Raw genomic sequence first — 18494 nt, forward strand, 5'->3', positions numbered from 1 at the left:
TTATCCCCATTATTTTGATATTTCAGGAAACCAATCCTCATTTAAAGCCTGTTCTATAGAGCAAATTGGAGCTAAACTGACCAAATTTTCAGCCATTCCAGATAATTCGAGCCAAGAAATACGAGCTTCTTGAAAAGAGTTATCAAAAATTTCAATGAGATAAGGCTGTAAACTGGGACTATCGGCAATAATTCTTTTTATGGCACGACGGAAATTCCTAATTTCATTTTTCCATCCTCTTTGATTATATTCTAATTCCGATTCCCAGTAAGCTAGTTTCAGCAAATGTTCTAATAACCGAGTTAAATAACTTTCTAAACTTCGTTTCTCACTTTTACCCATGCTACTAATTTCGTCAATTAAATTCTCTAAATCTAAATCAGAAAACCGATGATTTTCTAGTAAAGATATGGTTTTCTCTAGCCAGAGATAGTAGTCTTTTTCGTATAAGTTCTTTTCCATAATTATCCCCATTATTTTGATATTTCAGGAAACCAATCCTCATTTAAAGCCTGTTCTATAGTGCAAATTGGAGCTAAACTGACCAAATTTTCAGCCATTCCAGATAGATCCAGAAATAATTTACGAGCATTTTGATAACAGGGCGAGAAAATTTCCGATAGATAGGGCTTTAAACTGGGACTGTCTTCAATAATTTGTTGAATTCCTAGGCGAAAGTTACGAATTTCATTTTTCCATCCCCTTTGATTATATTCTAATTCCGACTGCCAGTAAACCAGTTTTAGCAAATGTTCTAATAACCGAGTTAAATAACTCTTTAAGCTTTGTCGTTGGCTTTTGCCCATGTCGCTAATCTCCTCGATGAGATTATCCAAATCTAAATCGGAAAATTGATGATTTTCTAGTAAAGATATGGTTTTCTCTATCCAGAGATAATAATCTTTTTCGTATAAATCACTCTTCATTGCTTAATCCTCTCCGAGAAACTCAGGAAACCAATTTTCATCTAAAATTTGGTCGATTGCTCCCATAGGTGTAGCACTTAAAAGTCTTTTATCGATGCCAGAACCTTCGACAAATAGATGGCAAGCATCCTCATAACATTGCTCAAGAATCTCGGTGAGGTAAGATGCTAAGTTTGTATTATAAGTTCCATCCTTTTTGTTGCTAATAATTCTTTTTATTTGAATGCGAAAATTTAAAATCTCCCGTCGCCACTTGTTTTTATTGTAATCGCGCTTAGATTGCCAATAAGTTAATTTAAGTAAATGTTCCAAGAGTTTAGTTAGTAAACTCTCTAACTTCTGACGTTCTCTTCTGGACATATCTTTGATTTCTTCAATTAAATTTTCTAAATCCAACTCAGAAAACTGGCGATTTTCTAGTAAAGATATGGTTTTCTCTAACCAAAGATAGTAATCCTGTTCGTATAAGTTCGTTTCCATAGTCCCTCACCTTAATTAACTATAATCCAACCAAATCATCAGTTATTATTATCCTCATATTCAGGAAACCAATCATCATCCAAAGCTTGGGCAAGAGTGAGAATTTTTTCCCTAGGCAAAGTATTGATTTTTACTCCCATTTTTCTAGCTAGGATACGAAGGGCTGACTGATAACATTTATCAAAACTATTCTCTAGATAGGACTTTAAACTTGGATTATCATCAAGAACTTCCCATAAATCAATTCTAAAAATAGTAATTTCTCCTTTCCAGTGATTAGCATTATATTGGCTTTCCGATTGCCAATAAGCGAGTTGCAGCAAATGTTGGATTATTCTAGTCAATAAACTTGTTAAGGTATGTTTTTCCTTGATACCCATACTTTTAATCTCCTCGATGAGATTATCTAAATCCAACTCAGAAAACTGATTATTTTCTAATAAATGAATAGTTTTCTCTATCCAGAGATAGTAATCCTGTTCGTATAAAGTCTTATCCATAGCTGTGATTAGGTGATCAATAAAACTCATTTTATCAGTCCTAATCTTTGATGTAAAAAAATTAAGGTGGGCATTGCCCACCGAAGTTAACCTTAATTAGCGCAACTAGAACAACTATCGTCAGACTCTCGAAAATTGTCCTTTTGTACGGTACGGATATAATAAATCGCTTTACACCCCAATTCCCAGGCCATGATTAGAGTATCAAAGATATCTTTAGCAGTGAGACAACGGTTGGGTTCTGCGGGGAAATAAACCCCTTCATTGAGGTTGAATAATAACTCCATAGAAATCCCCGTATCGATCCATTCTTGCATAGTAGCGATCGCTTTCACCACTTGCTGCTGTTCGAGATTTTTGTTCTCTGAATAAAACCAGAAAGCTTCTTCAATAAAAGGTGGTGCGATGGGAACGGTTCCCTTTGCCCATTTATCGTAGAAAAAGCGACTATAAACCGGCAAAACACTAGCGGTACATCCCTGTACCAAACTAGAGGAAGTATTAGGAGCAATGGCGGTAATATGGGAATTACGGATGCCAAATCGTTGAATATCTTCGGCTAATTGTTGCCATCTTTGCGGTTGCACCGCATTATTTAAAAACCATGCCACTGGTTTTGCTCCGATTAATTTACCTTGACTCCATTCACTACCCAAGAAAGCTTGATAAGCACCGCGTTCTTTGGCTAATTCCATCGAGGAATAGGTACACCAATAGCCAATTTCTTCAAATAAATTACTAATTTCTGACAGGTTATTGTAGGATAATTTCCGTTTAGCTAACCAGTCAGCCAATCCCATCGCCCCTACCCCAATAGTGCGATATTTATCGTTGTGGTTTTTAGCATTATCAAAGGGAGGATTAGTGATATCGATGGTATTGTCGAGAATCCTGACAGCGATTTGACAATTAGACTCGATTTCTTCCCTGTCGATATTGGCTAAATTAAGGCTAACTAAATTACAGCAATGGGCAGTTTTATCGGGGGTGACATTGCTAAAAGATTCGGTGCATTGTCCTGTTAGAATGCCGTTAAACATTCCCAGATGACGCTTGGGTTCTGTAAAACAGTAGGTGTCATCTCGACGACAGGTTAACTCTACCGATTCAATGCGGATAAACTGAGTGGCCGAACGTTGGGGTTCTTTTAAAGTCCATTGTAAGCGATGAGTTTTAAGTCCCAATTGACCAAGTTGAAATAGTCCGACAGAATTAATCAGTAAACGATATTTTGGTTGACAGAGATATTCTTGATAATTTCCCTTTCCATTTGGCATCAATTTATAGCCACCGTCATCCATAACAGTAACTTTGGAATCAACTCCTAAAGTCTGTAACATTAGGCGAATATCGAGCAAAAATTGCCGGTTAACAGCAGCAATCTGGAGAGACTCGTTAGAACCATTGCGGGCAACTGTTCCATCGGCATCAAGTAAACCAGCTAACCATTCTAAACGAGATTTAATTGTGTAACCATTGAGAGGAACTGTAAATTTACTGGGAATATCTAACGGGAGTTTACAGACGATCCGATCTTGTTTACTGTCATGATAGACCGCTAGGGTATCGGTTTCTTTTCTCCAAAAAGTACCTTTTTCAATAGAGCCATTTCCCTGATATTTGTTACGAATAGCCAATAAGGGAAGTAACTCTTTTTTAACTCCGTATAGGTCAACTTCAGGCATTCCATTGTTCCCGTAACTCCTATCTCCAGAAAAGAATCCTGCGGTGTAGGCGTAGGGAAAGTCAAGATCATTTTCTGACTGGATGAGAGGCAGCTGGTATTTAATTAATTTATCCCCTTGTTTGAGGTCTTTTGCCTCCACAATTTCCACGGTTCCCTTGTAGTTTTTCTGAACGTAAAACTTATGGTAGTAAGTACATTCCAAGGACTCTCCGTTAGAGAAATTGACCTTTAATAAAGGCTGGTTTTCTCCAGTCTTTTTAACTAATACTTCTGACCACTCCAATCCATTCCAGACATTAACATATTCCCCCACCAAATCAGCGATTGCTATTTGTCCTCGGTCAGTGAGAATTTTTGTTTCTCCCGCGACGCATAAATTTACACCGGGGATATAGCCATCGTGTTTATTAGGATTAGCGCGATTGATGGTATCTTTGAAGGCAATGTAGGGCATTCCTGTTTCTACTTGGGAACGCATGATACTTTTAAATAAGTCCCGGGCATTGATTTTTTTATAGAGGAGAATCTCTTGATCTAAATTAGCTTCTACTAAACGATAGGCCTCTTCAAATTCTTCCCCCCATAGTTCCGCTAATTCTATACCTAATTTATTGCGAACTTCGTAGGGATCTACTAATGTCCACTCGGCTTTATTTATCACCCGACGCATGAATTCATCGGTGATAACTAATTGGGGAAAAACATCATAAGCTTTACGTCTTTGATCACCGTTTTCTGTCTGCATTTCCAGAAATTCTGGCACATCTAAATGCCAGATGTCAACACCGATAGTTACTGCCCCGGCGCGTCTTCCCCCCTGATTTACTGCAATAGCTGTATCGTTGAGTAATTTAATCCAAGGAATAATCCCCCCGGAAGCATTAGCTTTCCCCATTACCCAGCTACCAGTGGCGCGAATTCTACTCACATTCACCCCGACACCGCCACCATTTTTTGAGATGCGGGCAGCATTAGTAATCTCGTCGAAAATGCTTTCTAAACTGTCGTCAATGGAGAGGATAAAACAACTGGTTAAGGAACCTTTGGGAGTGCGTAAATTGGCTAAAATTGGGGTGGCGAGAGAGATTTTTCTTTGAGCAATCGCTTGATAAAATTTCTTCGCCCAGGGGAGTCTATTAGCTGGTTCTTCCACAGTGGCAAGCAGCAAGGAACAGGTTAATAATGCCTCTTGGGGTAACTCATTTTTGAGTAAATAACGGCTAGTGATTAACAATGCCCCGGCGTAATCATAATCGATGTCCCAATCAGGATTAATCCAAGAACCAGCTTCTTTTAATTCTGCCTCGGAATAGATGAGAATCCTTTCGTCGTATAGCAACTTTTTAACTTGAGTTTTGACAGTTTTCTCGTAATTTCCGTACTGATAACCCCGGGCTACTAAGGTATCTTTCCAAAGACTCCAAATATGCAATCTTCCCGCCACATAGCGCCAATCCGGTTCCTCTGGACTACACATTTCTAGGGCGCAATTAATTAAATTATCCTGTATTTCCCTAGTGGTAATCCCATCCCGCAGGCGTGTGGTTAAACCCGCTTCTAAGGCGATTGAATTGACTTTTTTGCCCTCACAAGCCCACTCTACCACGTCGCGAATTTTGCCGATATTTAAGCTTGTGGTGGAACCATCGCGCCGAATCACTCTAATTCCATGGCTGCCCATATTAGCTAAAGGGGTAGAACGAAAGGGTATTACTTCGTTATTTTTGTGAATGGAGACGGCAGTAGTCAAGGGCTTCGATTGCATAATTAGGAAATTGCGGCGTTAAAAAATTTGACAAATTAATCTATTTGTACTAGAGTATTCTATCAGATTTTCTGGGAAAACACAACATCTAGCGTGTTAAATAATCCTATCACTCTATATATGGTATAGCCAGGATTATTTTGTTCCCTAAAAACAGTGTTTTGGATGACATTTTCTGGAAAAAATTCTTGATTTTTCCCAGAAAACAGTTCTTTTGTATGCTTGACAAAAAAACTATTCTTTGATAGCAAAAACAGATTGACAAAATACTTTTGATCCGATTCTGCTTGACTGCTGAGGAGGTTGTGGTCAGACTTTATTTGTTCTTAACTTTTCGATAATTTAAGACAAGAGTGGATTAAAAGTCAAATTTCCTCTGAGAACCTCTGAGAGAGTGAATTTTCTCTTTTCGCTATTTAGTGGCTTACCGCTAGAATAATAGGACAAAAACGCTATATATAGCGTCTAGCCAGTAGAGGACAAGGATGAAATATTTAGAAGAATGGCGTGATAGCGGGGTGGATGCGGAGTTAATCGATCTCAATGTCACCGGTTTAGCGGGGTTATCTCCCAGTGAATACCTACTCTACTCCCAAGAATTACCGCGACGCAATGATGGCAGAGTTAGGGATGATATTCTCAAGCGTTATGAACATATCAGTCAAGGCGGTTGGTGGTGTTCAGGAATTGACTTATTAACGGGTAATTATGACCTTTGGGGCTGTTTTAAGCCCGATTTTCCCCGTTTAAGCCTTGATAAGGCTAAACCGATTAAGTACGAACATCCCCCCCAAACCCCTACGGGAGTCTTTGCCTTGCGGGTTCCCCTGAAAATTTGGCAAAGGATAGCCCAGCATATCAGTATTAATATTTTAACTGAAGAAGTGGATAATAAGCAAGAGGATCTCGGTTTTTGGTCCTGGGTAATTAAACATCCAGAGATACCTATTTGTCTTACAGAAGGAGCGAAAAAAGCGGGGGCATTACTAACAGCAGGTTATGCGACAATTGCCTTACCTGGAATTCACAACGGTTATCGTACTCCCAAGGACGAATTAGGTAGAAGAATCGGCAAATCTCATCTAATTCCGCAGCTAGAAAAATTAGCTAATTCCGGACGAAAGATTTATCTAGTTTTTGATCAAGAAACTAAACCAAAGAACCAACAAGCGGTTAATTTAGCTTTACAGAGAATGGGTTATCTATTCAGTCAGGCTAACTGTCAGGTAAAGGTAGTTACTTGGGATGCTGCTGACGGTAAAGGGGTGGATGATTTACTAATCAATCGAGGAGAAGATTACTTCCAACAAGTCTATCAAAAAGCTACCTCTTGGGAAATTTGGAAGGCAGCGAGTTTAAATAGTTTAACTCTCCCACCTCATCTAGAGTTAAATAGCCGTTACTTGCCAGATATTGCTATCCCTACATCAGCGCAGTTAATGGCGATTAAATCGGCTAAAGGTACAGGAAAAACTGAGTTTTTAGCTAAGATAGTTAAACAGGCTATTGCCAATCAACAAAAAGTTTTAGTTATTGGTCATCGAGTCAAACTGGTAGAGGAGCTATGTCAACGCTTTGGTTTAAACTATATCAGCAAAATTAGGGATAATCCTGCGGCACAAATTTACGGTTATGGTTTATGTATTGACTCTCTCCATCCCCAATCACAAGCTAAATTTCAAGCGGAAGATTGGCAAGAAGCTATGATTATTATCGATGAGATCGAACAAGTCCTATGGCATGGGTTAAATGGGGATACTTGTAAAGCTAATCGAGTAGCAATTTTAAAGTCTTTAAAGTCTCTGCTACAAACTGTGGTCAGCAGTGGGGGAAAAGTCTTAGTTGCCGATGCTGATTTAAGTGATATTTCCCTAGAATATCTAACTTCTTTAGCGGCTATTAAACTAGAAACTTTCTTGATTAGTAACGAGTGGAAACCTAATTATCAGCAAGCTTGGCAAGTTTATAACTACTCTGATAATACTCCCCAACAGCTAGTTAAGGATTTAGTTAAACATATTAAAGAGGGAGGAAAACCTTTTGTTTGTCTATCAGCACAAAAATTAACCAGCAAATGGGGGACAATTACCCTAGAATCTTATCTAAGAAAGCAATTTCCTCAGAAGAAAATTCTGCGGATAGATTCAGAGTCATTGCCAGATTCTAGTCACGCTGCCTATCAAGCGATTGGCAATTTAAATCAGTTGTTGCTTAACTATGATATAGTTCTAGCTAGTCCTGCGATCGAAACGGGAATTAGTATTGATATTCAGCAACACTTTACCTCGGTTTGGTGTTTAGCACAGGGAATTCAAACTCCCACTTCTATCGCTCAATTTTTAGGGAGAATTAGAGAGAATATTCCTCGTTATATTTGGTCAGCAGTGTACGGATTTAATCAGGTGGGTAATGGTTCCACTTCTATCCCCAAACTTCTCACCTCTGGACACCGATTAACGGAGGTTAATATTCGCTTACTACACCAATCAGATTTAGAATCTCTTGAGGATTTAGATACAAATTTTCAAGCGGAATCTCTCCTCTGCTGGGCAAAAATGGCTGTGCGAGTAAATGCTTATATGCTTAATTATCGTCAGTCAATTCTAGGTATTTTACAAGCAGAAGGTCATAGAATTAAAGAACGGACTCAGGAAGAAGAACTAGAAATAAATAATCAGTTAACGGAAGCAATTGAAGAAATTAGGGAACATAATTATCGTTCTGAATGCGAGGCAATTGCCAGTGCTTCTGAGATCACGGAATCAGAATATCGTTGTCTTAAAAAACAGTTAATTAAGTCAGTGAAAGAAAGGAGAATTATCAGGAAATATGACCTATACAAACGCTATGGAATCCCCGTCACACCGCAATTAGTGATTAAAGATGATCAAGGATGGTATCAAGAACTACGCTTACATTACTTTTTGACAATTGGGCGACAATTTTTGTGCGATCGAGATGCTTTAATTGCCCGTAAACTGATAGAATCAGGTCACGGAAGTTTATTTATTCCCGATTTTAATAGTAGTCAATTAGGAGTGATTATCGGGACGTTAGAAGTGTTGGGAATTCCCGTATTATTAGCTAACCCTGAAAGAGAATTAACTAATCATGATGCCGATTTACAAAAAATGGCCGAAATCGCCATTAAAAACCGCAACGAGATTAAAACTATCACCAAGATTAACCTCTCTAATACTTCCCGTCCTCTGACGATTATTCGTAATTGTTTGAACTTGTTAGGTTATCAATTAACCAGCAAGGGCAGCCAGAGAATTGCTAAAAAATCTCTAAAAGTTTATCAGATTGTTGCCCCTCAGGATGGGAGAGAACAAGTGTTTCAACAATGGTTATTTAGAGATGAAAAATGTGCGGGAAGTTCTGAGATTTGGTATGAGGACTATCTCTTTTCTCTCCCCCAGAAACCATCTCTAGGCGAACCGGAAAATGCTTATATTCAATTAAGTCTAGAATTATAGTCTAGCTATGGGGAAAATTGTCTATTTAAGCGACTTTTTTGCCTAAAATGACCACATCAGCCAGAAAATTGTCTAGATCGGCAATTTGAGGTAAATAACCCCATCGTTGAAAGCCGAATTTTTCAAAGAGACGAATACTGGCTTGATTGTGGGCAAAGATAATACAGATAAGATTAGATATACCCAATTTGGGACAGCGATTCAGGGCATATTCTACTAATAATTTACCGATTCCACGACCTTGATAATCGGGGGCAATATATAAACTAACCTCTGCCGTTTTTTGGTAAGCGACACGACCATAAAACATCTGTAAACTCAGCCAACCCACCACCCGACCTTCGATCGCTATTACCCAGATGGGATACTGTTCAGGATTGTGCTTTTTAAACCATTCTCGCCGACTTTCCAGGGAAATAGGCTTTAAATCTGCGGTTGCCTTGCGAGTGGGAACAGCAGCATTATAAATCTCGATAATTGTTGGTAAATCTGTTTCTTTAGCCTCGCGAATAATCATAGAATATCAAGTAAAAAGTCAAAAGTAAAAAGTAAAAAGTAAAAAAATAATATTTCTTATTTTCTACCTACCTATCGGGTTGATTCTCAGGATGAAGTATAACCTAATTTTGCCTTGTCTCCTAACTTCAGAATTCTGCTAGATCTCTCAATCTTACTTTAAAATTGAGTTTGATAGCGGACGGTAAACTCATTCAAATTGTAATCGTAGGAAAAGCGGATAAAAGACTGGGAATTGACTCGATAGACGGTTTCCAAATTGGGAAGAATATTAAAATCCGTTGCCCTGATCGCATTACTAACCGCATTCTCCACATCATACACGACTCCTTGGGCTAAGAGGGGAATCGCCAACTGAACCACTCCAAATTGAATTAATTGTTCTGTATTTTTCCCCTGTAAACCATTAAAAACCGACAGCAATTGTTCCCCCAAAAGTCGAACGATTTCCCCTTGGCTGCGGGGGGGAGTGCTGGTTAATTTAACTAGGGGAGTATTAAGCAATCCCTCATCTTCACCTCTAGCAAAAGCCACTGCTTGTAAACAATTAGCAGCTTTTTGTAATTCTGTATCTGTATAGTTTTCCTCTAGGGGAAAAGGTGGACTATCGGGACGAATTTGGCACACTTCATTGATATTACGTCCTAAATTTGGTAGCAAGCGGTTTAATTCCCCTTCAACGCTGAGGGTGACATCGATCCTTTGAATGCGATTGAGGCTATCATCGGGAATTTCATTGCTAGGAAAATCCCCCCCCGGACGGGAGATAGCAAAATCGCGAGATTGAGAAAATTCGCTGAGAATTGTTCGCAGTTGAATATCAACAAAGGGATTAAAAAGTCCCAACCCGCGACTAGAATCGAAAACAATAACATTTTGATTGCGTCGGTTAAGAAGAAAACGAGTATCGATGTAACTAACCCGTCCTCGATCGAGATTAATCACTCCATTGGTTTGTAATTTCTCCAGTGGAGTGAGCGGACCGTTCAAGGTTAAAGCACCACTAAAATCAAATTGATACAAAGGTTCTTGTTCAATTGATAATCCTGCTAAAGACACTTGGAAATTATTTAAAACTGGAGTAATATTTGTCGTCTGAGGAATGTTGAGAGGCTGCAGCCAGCGACTCACTGGTTTATCCGTTTCTTGATTAATTTCTGCGGTGCGAGGAAGAAAAACTTTACCCCTAGAAAGACGCACATTCCCCCCGATAATTGGTTGCTGAATTGTTCCCGTTACCATGGCATTCCCAGCAATTAATCCCCGATAAAGACCATTAATTGCTATATCTCCCTCTTGAATATTAACTGTTAAGGGATTAGGATTATTTTTGATGGCTTGAAAGAAAGGTAAAACTCCCACCACAGAAATTTGTCTGTCAGCGATCGAGCCTTGTAATTCCTCTACTGTTAAGCTTTCAGGGGTTAAACCAATGCGGCCATTTACGGTTAAAATCTCTGGAAAAGCAACACTGCGGATAGCGGCATTATTGAGAGTAACTATACCATTTGCTTCTAAATCTTTGATTTTTAAACCCTCTTTTATATCTAATCTTCCCGTCGCTGAAAGAACTACCTCTCCCTCACCGTTAACCCATTCGATGGCGTTTTGACTGATAGCTTCAATTAATTTGATTGCATCGGTTCCCAATTTTGCTTGGATTTTTAATTGATCATTACCCGGTAAGGGAGGATAGGGAATGCTGGCATAGATTTGGATTGATTCGGAGGAGGTTGTCCGCAAATCAAAACGATACTGATTATAGGTAAATAAACCAATTATATCCTGATTAATATTTTGGGCATTAATTGCACCGTCAATAAAGGCAAAATTACCCTGAATACGAGGATTTAATAAGGTTCCTGCAATTTGTCCTTGAGTTTTTAGACTACCGGATACATCCAAGGGAAACTGCACAAAATTTCTCAAGAGATCCAGAGAAAGATTTTCCACGGCAAAAGTTCCCTCTACTTTGTTTAGGGAAAAATCACCCGCTAAAAATACGGAAGAATCTCGTGATTTTAATCTAATCGGTTCTATCCTGAGCAACTGACGATTTAAGTTAAGATTAATTGTTACTTCATCAATCGGAATTAATTGGGTATCGGTGGTGACAATTCCCAGAGGGTTAACAATATTTACCGTCGGTCTTTGGGGTCGCCATTCCCATCTATTGCCCTGAAATTTTACGCTGAGATCGGGATTTTTTAAAGTCCCAGTTAAGGCTATATTTGCTTGATAACGGCCGCGAAAATCTAGTTCAGAAGGTATCCCGACTACCCCTCTTTCCCTTGCTAATTGCTGGATTATTTCTTCAATTTTTGCCCGCAAATTTACCTGTTGTGCTAGGGAAGCTTCGGGATTACCTACTTCTAGGGGACTAAGTTGAATAGCTGGGTTATTCTCGGAGGAGAAAAGGGTGATTAAACTGGTTAAATCATAGATACTAGCAACTGATAATAAATCTTGAATATAACCTTTATCTACCCTGAGTTTAGCTTCTATTTCCTGGGTTTGCCAATTAAATAAACCTTGCAGATTATATTGACTCGCACCCACTTGTAAACTACCTTCTTGCAGTTGAACTATGGAATCCCGATAAACCAAATTTGCCGTTAATTTTTCCCCGATTAAGTTACCTAAACTAGGTCGGTTAATCTCTATTTGTCCCTGTCCCTGTAAGTTAAATAAATTGATGTCTAGATTAGCATTCACTTGTCCAGCAATAATCCCCGGAACATTGTAGGCTGCCGTGGGAGATATTTTCAGGATTTCTAGGGGAAAATCGGCAATCTGAACATTTAAATTTTCTCCGCTTCGTTTAGCTGTGGCTAGAAAAGGAGTTTTATTTCCAAAAGCTTGGCGAATATTTATCCCTAAGGGAAGATAGGGCAGCAGACAATTATTTTGTTGGCAAGGATCGAAAGTTAGGTCAATAATGTCCTGATTTCCACGCAAATTTAAACTAATATTTTGACCTATTCCTGCTTGCATACTTCCTCTTAAGATAGGTTCAAAGGGTCGATCATTAATGCTAAAGTTAGCTAAATTTATATCTCCTTTGATTTGTATATTTCCCACTTTTTGCCAAGCAGTTAAGAGATTTTTTCCCGTGATTTGTCCTTGAAATTCTCCGCTCCCTGTCAGTGTCGATTCTCTGGGTTTCAAACGAGGATCGATCGGTAAAAGCGATATAATCTGAGTTAGCGGTACAGTAGCAAGGTCGGTTTTTGCCTGTAGATTTAAGTTAACCTCAGCGATATCGGGTTGACTGATAAGATTAGCTAAAAGAATATTTCCTCGCACATCAAAGCTATTTTCTCCCCACTGTGCCGAAAGATTATTAACCTGAATCGGTGTTACTCCCTGCCAAATTTCTTTAATGTTTCCCGCTAAATTGGCCCTAAAATCTAATTTTGGAATCGAGATTGATTTTATTGCTGGTAATTGTCTTAGTACGGCAGCGGGATCGAGATTAGCGGCAATAATATCACTTTGCCAGAAATTATTATTCAGTTGTGCCTTAGCTTTAATTTCTCCTTTAGCTAGATTAATACGAGAGTTAAAAACTGCTTTGATACTGCTTAAGTTGAGTCGTTTTTCTTGCAGGGAATCGAAAATAGTTTGGGCATTTCCTGCTGCTTGAAACCTGGTTTGGGAAATATGCAACGGTATGGGAATATTAGTCTGAAAATTCTCTAAGCTACCGAGAATATTAAAAATACCGTTGTTTAACTGAATATCAGTATTAATCGGATTATTATCCACTAACAACCGAGTATTTACCCTAGCATTGACGGTGGACAAATTAGGGATTTTTCCCGCTAGTAAATTATTGATTGCACTGGTGAAATTGACTTGGGTTTTCCCTAGACTAACAGGAATATTTATATTGGGTAAAAACGGATTTAAGTTAATGCCAGCCGTATTAACCATACCGCTTAAAATACCTTTTTCCAGTTGGGCGGTAGTTTTTAGGGATTGATTATTGACAAATAACTGTATATCTCCCTCTCCGCGCCAAGTTTGTAAATCCGTTAAAGTACCGCTAATCAGAGAATTTATCCTGCCAGCAAAGCTGATTTTTGCCCTGCCTAAACTGACGGGAACTGTTAAATTTTCCCCTAGAGGATTAAGACTAATCCCACTGGTATTAACTGTTCCTGTCAGGAAACCTTGATTCAGTTTGGCTGTGGCAATTAAAGGATTATTATCTACTAATAACTGCATATTACCTTGACCTTGCCAACTGCTGAAAATATTATTTTTATTATTTATTAATTCCCCTAAATAACCTTGTAAATTAATTTGCGATCGCAGTAATTTAACCTGGGTTGGTAAGTTAGGCAATAGGGAATTAATCGGCAATCCCGCTAAGAAAGCGTTAGCCTGAAGATTTCCTTGCAATACTTGACTATTGACTAAAATTGTGCCTTGTTTACCGCTAATTCTTAAGTTAGCAACTCCGTTTAAAGTATTAATATTAAGTTGGTCAATTTTGCCACTAACTTGAATATTAGCTGTCTCTAAATTTAAGGGTTCTAAGGTTTCTAGGTAGGGGCAAATGCTATCTAAATATTGACAAACAAGAGGCACAAAAGGAGTCAATAAAAAGTTATTACCCGTGATTTTTCCCCGGACTAATTTGCTAGTAAAATCACCATTACCATTAACCTGTAGTTTGCCGCCATTTGTTTTAATGACCGTATCGGTTAAATTTATTTTGTTGCCCCCTAAAAATACTTTACCCTCCCCGGCAACATTGATTAATCCTGACTGATTAACCCTGGGTATTTGCCAATTAATTAATAATTGTGGCAGTCCTAAACTACCCCTAGCTTTAATATTAGCTTGCAGATCGTTTATATTAATTTTAGCGGGAATTGTTGCCAGTTGAGATAAAATTTTTCTCGTGGGAAAATTGGCTTGTAAATTCAAATCAATCGGCATTTTTGTCCCGTCAAGAGGTTGATTTTTTTGCAGGGATTGCAGAATATTTAACTGCAATTTTCCTTCTCCTTTAATTTCTCCACCTGCGACGGGTTTAATTTGAATTTTATCTAAATTAAGACGATTGAGATTTGTTTGAAAATTACTGGTTATTGATTGAATAGGAATTTGCTCAAAAATAATCGGTTTGCTGTTGCTAACGGTTCCTTTAATTAGAGGTTGATCTAGTTTTCCCGTCACTTGAAAAGTAGAGCGTGCTTCTCCCCGTAAATCTAGAGGTGATTGCAGATAAATAATTCTTAAAAGTTGTTGTAAATCCACCGATTCTAGAGCGGCATTGAGATGATAACCAGTTTGCCAATTTACTTCTCCTCTCACCTCAGTTTTAATCTTGCCAATACTTGCGTTCGCCTGTTCAACTAATACTTTATCTCCCTGTAAATTTAACTTAGTTGTTAGCTTAATTGGATAGGGGAAAGGGTGGAATTTTCCCGCTACTTCCGTCACCTGAAAATTGCCATTACCTTGACTTTGATTTAGCTTTGCCCAACTGGGAATATTGAGAGCAATATTAGCATTTACTTGTCCTTGATTTAATTGAAAATTGCGATTAGGAATTAAAGTTAATAGTTCACTTAAGTTTAAACGGTCGATCTGAAGATTAGTTAGGCTTTCACCCGTTTTTAACGCCGTTTCTCCTTGAATTTTTACTTGACTTTTGAGGATTTCTGCGCTAAAATCGTAGGTGAGAGGCTGCCTTTGATTATCAATAAATCTTCCTTGACCATCAGCCTTAATTTCTATCGGTTTTTTCAGGGCATAGGGTTGGATATTAATAGCTGCCTTCTCCACCTGAAAACCCAGATTTAACCTAATGGGTGCCTCCCGATCAAAGTTACTAGCTATGTTTTCTAAATTATCGAGCCATTGACCATTTTTATCCTGATCGAGATAAATACTGGGATTAATTAACTTGACATCAACCGGCAGCGGCAGACCTAAAAGTAAGGGCAGCGGATTTAATCCCAATTCGATCGCATCAATAGATAAACTATCAGCAGAATTGGCCGTAGCTGGAATTTGCGATTTACCGATACGAATGCGATTAAAATAAAAACCTTCTATCTTACCTACCCTGACGGGTCTGTGCAGCATTTCACTGAAGATATTATCTAAAATTGGGGTGAGACGTTCATAAACTAAATAACGAGTCGTAAAATAGCCAAGGGAGGTAATTCCTAGGAGAGTAATTCCCCCGACAATTAAAGTAGAAGGCCGGCGTAAAAATCGACCGATACTCAGAAAAAGATTAGGACGAGGAGAAGGATCGCCAGGGGAGTTACTCATAATTGTTTACCTCACACACACCAAAGAAAGGGCAATGGCTCACCAGAGCTAATGAACTATGATAATTCACCGCAGCACTGATAGCCCTCAATCGATTAATTGCCATTTTTTAGGCAATTATTGGGCTTAAATCCTGTGAGGAAGTCAAGGGCTGCGGCCAATTAAAAGCCTCTCTCCCCATCTTAGCCTAAGACTCGAATGGCTGGCTAAAATTTTCAACAATTCGCCAAAATCTCCCCAGTTTCAACAGCTAACCGAATTAATATTGATCAACCCACCAGTTCCATCAGAATATTGCCAGGATAAATAGGTTCGGAAATTGAAGATTGAGAGAAAACTTGTGCGGACAGACAACAATCCGGCGCAGTCTGGAACAACGACCAAAAGCATTCAGTCATAGAATATTGGGATTAGCACGTCTATTTTTACTGCAAAAATCGTCTGATAGATTAAAGATTATGAAAGCCAGATTATCGATCGCCCTAACCGCCCTAATGACCTTGGGCATAACTGCCACACCAGCGGCCAACTTTGACGAACAGGACATCGAGCAGACCCAGGTAGTAGCGATCGCTCGTCCCTACGGAGGTAATAAATTTGACCTGCTAGTCTTGGAACAAATCCAGGGAAAACAGAAGTGTTGGAGCGAAAGCGGCTCAAATCCCGTCATGATCGACCCTCTACTCCTCAACTTTGACTTTACCGGCATTTGTCGCCGCGCCACCGATAGTAATGGTTATTCTATCCGTCTGGATGGCCGGGATTTTGGGCTAGATTACATCCTGCGTATTGTGGAACGCAATGGCGAATTATACTTAGTGGGAACTCCCCGGGATGCCCGCAGACCGGAATTAGTGGTGGGAAGAACCCGAGGAATGCAAACAGGATTTATGAAAATTATCCTCGAACCGGGTTGGAGATTTAGCCGTCGTACTTTCCAAGGCAAAAGTTTAGGCCACTTCTACTTTAGCGGCAAAGAAGCGGAAGTTCTCGCAGCCACCGGCAGACCTCCCCTCAGCGAAACCACTCCTCCCCCCAGTTCTGGGTCTAGTTTTCAGGATATTAGCGGCGATATCTATAAAACTGAGATTGAAAAAGCGATCGCGCTTGGGGTAGTGGCCGGTTTTAAAGAAGATAACACCTTCCGCCCCGAAAATCCCGTCACCAGGGAACAATTCGTCTCGATGATTATTGAAGGGATGGGAACTGTCACCAAAATTAACCTAGAAGAGATTCCCCCCGGCAGCGGCAGTTTTAACGACGTAGAAGCGACGCGCTGGAGTGCCAAAAAAATCCAATGGGCCCGGGCCAATGGTATTGTTGCCGGCAAAGCTAACGGCGAATTCCGTCCCACCGACCCTATCACCCGGGCCGAATTGATGGCGATTCTCAAACAGTCCGCCACCTACCTGAAAACTCAGCAAAAACAAGCCCCCGATTTAGCCCAAACTAAAACCCCCGTCAATTTTTCCGATACTTCCGGCCATTGGGCCGCCAGTTTAATTACCCAGATGTCAGGATTTTGCGGTGTGGCCTCTCCCTTGAACGAACGGGGTAGTTCTTTTGTACCAAATGATCCCGCCCGTCGTAACTACGCAGCAGCCGCCATCGTCCGTACCCTCGATTGTGTTAAAACCGCCAAAAAATAACGGCCTCTCCTCCATCAGGGTTTGCGGCAAAAAGTTTTTCCTAGGGGTAGGATGTGGGGTGTGGGGTTTTATCCATTTTTAGGAAGTCAATTACCTAATTTTCAGGGAAAAAGTCCCCCCATTTTCCCCCCGCTCACTCCCATGCCCGGCACTGTTTGATCTCAAAAAGGCCTAAAGATATTATCCAATTACCGATGATTGATGACTGATTACTGATCACTGATTACTGATTACTGATTACTGATTACTGATGACTGATTGTGGTTGTTAATTTTTACCTTAAATGTCGGTTTGAAGGAACCCTCGGTTTCACTGACGAGATGAAAAACCGACCAGCATAAAACAGCGAAGCACAACTAATATTCAGGGGAATCCTGATTCTCGACATATTTCTTAAGTTGGTCTATTGTGACACCGCCACAACTAGCCACAAAATATGCCCCTGTCCACAAAATTCTCTTATCTTGACCATATATCTCTTTCAAGTGGTCTGAAAAGTTATCCCACATCAGCTGGCAAGAAGTTGATTTTAAGTTAGCGATTAGACTACTTAACAGCTTATGGGGTGGGTAAGTCAGAAGGATATGGATATGGTCTGATTCTCCGTTAATCTCTATTATCTTCGCCTCCCATTTCTCAGCTATGTTTTGAAAAACTATTCTCAAAAACTCTAGATGCTCCTTCTCAAAAACCTTTCTACGATAATTAGTTTTCTCTTGACACTTTTTACAATGGATTACTATACTCATAATATAACACATTGAGAGGTCGAATCGATGCGAGTCATAGAGTTTAATTTAAAAGTCAATCCTTCCCAAAAGATAGCCATTCAAGAGGCGATCAGGGTGGGACAGTTTATTCGGAACAAATGTCTAAGATTTTGGATGGACTCTACCAAAGAAGATCCGGTTAACTATTGTACTTTGTGTAGGCTAACTACCGAATTATCTAATAGTCCTGAATTTCCTTTTGTCGGTAAACTCAACTCTATGGCTCCTCAAGCAAGTGCCGAAAGAGCTTGGTTTTCTATATCCCGTTTCTACGACAATTGTCAAAGGGGTTTGGCAAAAAAAGGCTATCCCAAATTCAAAAAGTTTTCAAGGTCTGTCGAGTACAAAACTTCTGGTTGGAAACTAACAGAAGACAAAAAGTTTATCCACATCACGGATAAAACAGGGATAGGAAAATTAAAGTT

The 18494-nt window shown here is 39.4% G+C and carries 10 protein-coding genes and 1 pseudogene; 3 read left to right on the forward strand and 8 right to left on the reverse strand.

All coding sequences use genetic code 11. The features are described from left to right. Nucleotides 1-9: 9 nt before the first annotated feature. The 5 genes from H6G48_RS18500 to H6G48_RS18520 form a co-directional block, all read right to left on the reverse strand. On the reverse strand, nt 10-462 hold the full coding sequence (locus H6G48_RS18500) for a DUF29 domain-containing protein (protein ID WP_190722780.1): 453 nt from the start codon (nt 460-462) through the stop codon (nt 10-12). Nucleotides 463-473: 11 nt separating this feature from the next. Further along, entirely contained in the window at nt 474-926 is a 453-nt protein-coding gene (locus tag H6G48_RS18505) for a DUF29 domain-containing protein (RefSeq protein ID WP_190722781.1), read from the reverse strand. A gap of 3 nt (nt 927-929) precedes the next feature. Continuing rightward, nucleotides 930-1406 (reverse strand): DUF29 domain-containing protein, encoded by a 477-nt coding sequence (locus tag H6G48_RS18510; RefSeq protein ID WP_147069396.1) that lies wholly within the window; start codon nt 1404-1406, stop codon nt 930-932. 38 nt (nt 1407-1444) lie between these two features. Next, nucleotides 1445-1936: a DUF29 domain-containing protein gene (locus H6G48_RS18515; RefSeq protein WP_242034693.1), complete on the reverse strand. Its 492-nt coding sequence runs from the start codon at nt 1934-1936 to the stop codon at nt 1445-1447. A gap of 62 nt (nt 1937-1998) precedes the next feature. After that, nucleotides 1999-5358 carry a ribonucleotide reductase N-terminal alpha domain-containing protein gene (locus tag H6G48_RS18520; protein ID WP_190722782.1) on the reverse strand — a complete coding sequence of 1120 codons (3360 nt, stop codon included), beginning with the start codon at nt 5356-5358 and terminating at the stop codon, nt 1999-2001. Between the two features lie 485 nt (nt 5359-5843). Here H6G48_RS18520 and H6G48_RS18525 point away from each other — a divergent pair, with 485 nt between their 5' ends. Next, nucleotides 5844-8837, forward strand: coding sequence for a plasmid replication protein, CyRepA1 family (locus H6G48_RS18525; protein ID WP_190722783.1), 2994 nt, complete (start codon nt 5844-5846; stop codon nt 8835-8837). A gap of 25 nt (nt 8838-8862) precedes the next feature. Here H6G48_RS18525 and H6G48_RS18530 read toward each other — a convergent pair whose 3' ends face one another. After that, a complete protein-coding gene (locus H6G48_RS18530) occupies nt 8863-9354 on the reverse strand; it encodes a GNAT family N-acetyltransferase (protein ID WP_012266995.1) in 492 nt (163 codons plus the stop codon). A 158-nt stretch (nt 9355-9512) separates the two neighbouring features. Further along, on the reverse strand, nt 9513-15650 hold the full coding sequence (locus H6G48_RS18535; RefSeq protein WP_190722784.1) for a translocation/assembly module TamB domain-containing protein: 6138 nt from the start codon (nt 15648-15650) through the stop codon (nt 9513-9515). A 458-nt stretch (nt 15651-16108) separates the two neighbouring features. On the opposite strand from H6G48_RS18535, the gene H6G48_RS18540 reads away from it, so the two are divergent. Then, a complete protein-coding gene (locus tag H6G48_RS18540) occupies nt 16109-17299 on the forward strand; it encodes a DUF3747 domain-containing protein (protein WP_190722785.1) in 1191 nt (396 codons plus the stop codon). Nucleotides 17300-17655: 356 nt separating this feature from the next. Here H6G48_RS18540 and tnpA read toward each other — a convergent pair whose 3' ends face one another. Next, nucleotides 17656-18060, reverse strand: coding sequence for an IS200/IS605 family transposase (gene tnpA / locus H6G48_RS27555; RefSeq protein WP_423202550.1), 405 nt, complete (start codon nt 18058-18060; stop codon nt 17656-17658). 15 nt (nt 18061-18075) lie between these two features. Here tnpA and H6G48_RS18550 point away from each other — a divergent pair. Beyond that, nucleotides 18076-18494 (forward strand): annotated as a pseudogene (locus H6G48_RS18550) (RNA-guided endonuclease InsQ/TnpB family protein); the annotation flags it as partial.

The sequence above is a fragment of the Microcystis flos-aquae FACHB-1344 genome, from assembly GCF_014698375.1.
Classification (GTDB): domain Bacteria; phylum Cyanobacteriota; class Cyanobacteriia; order Cyanobacteriales; family Microcystaceae; genus Microcystis; species Microcystis aeruginosa.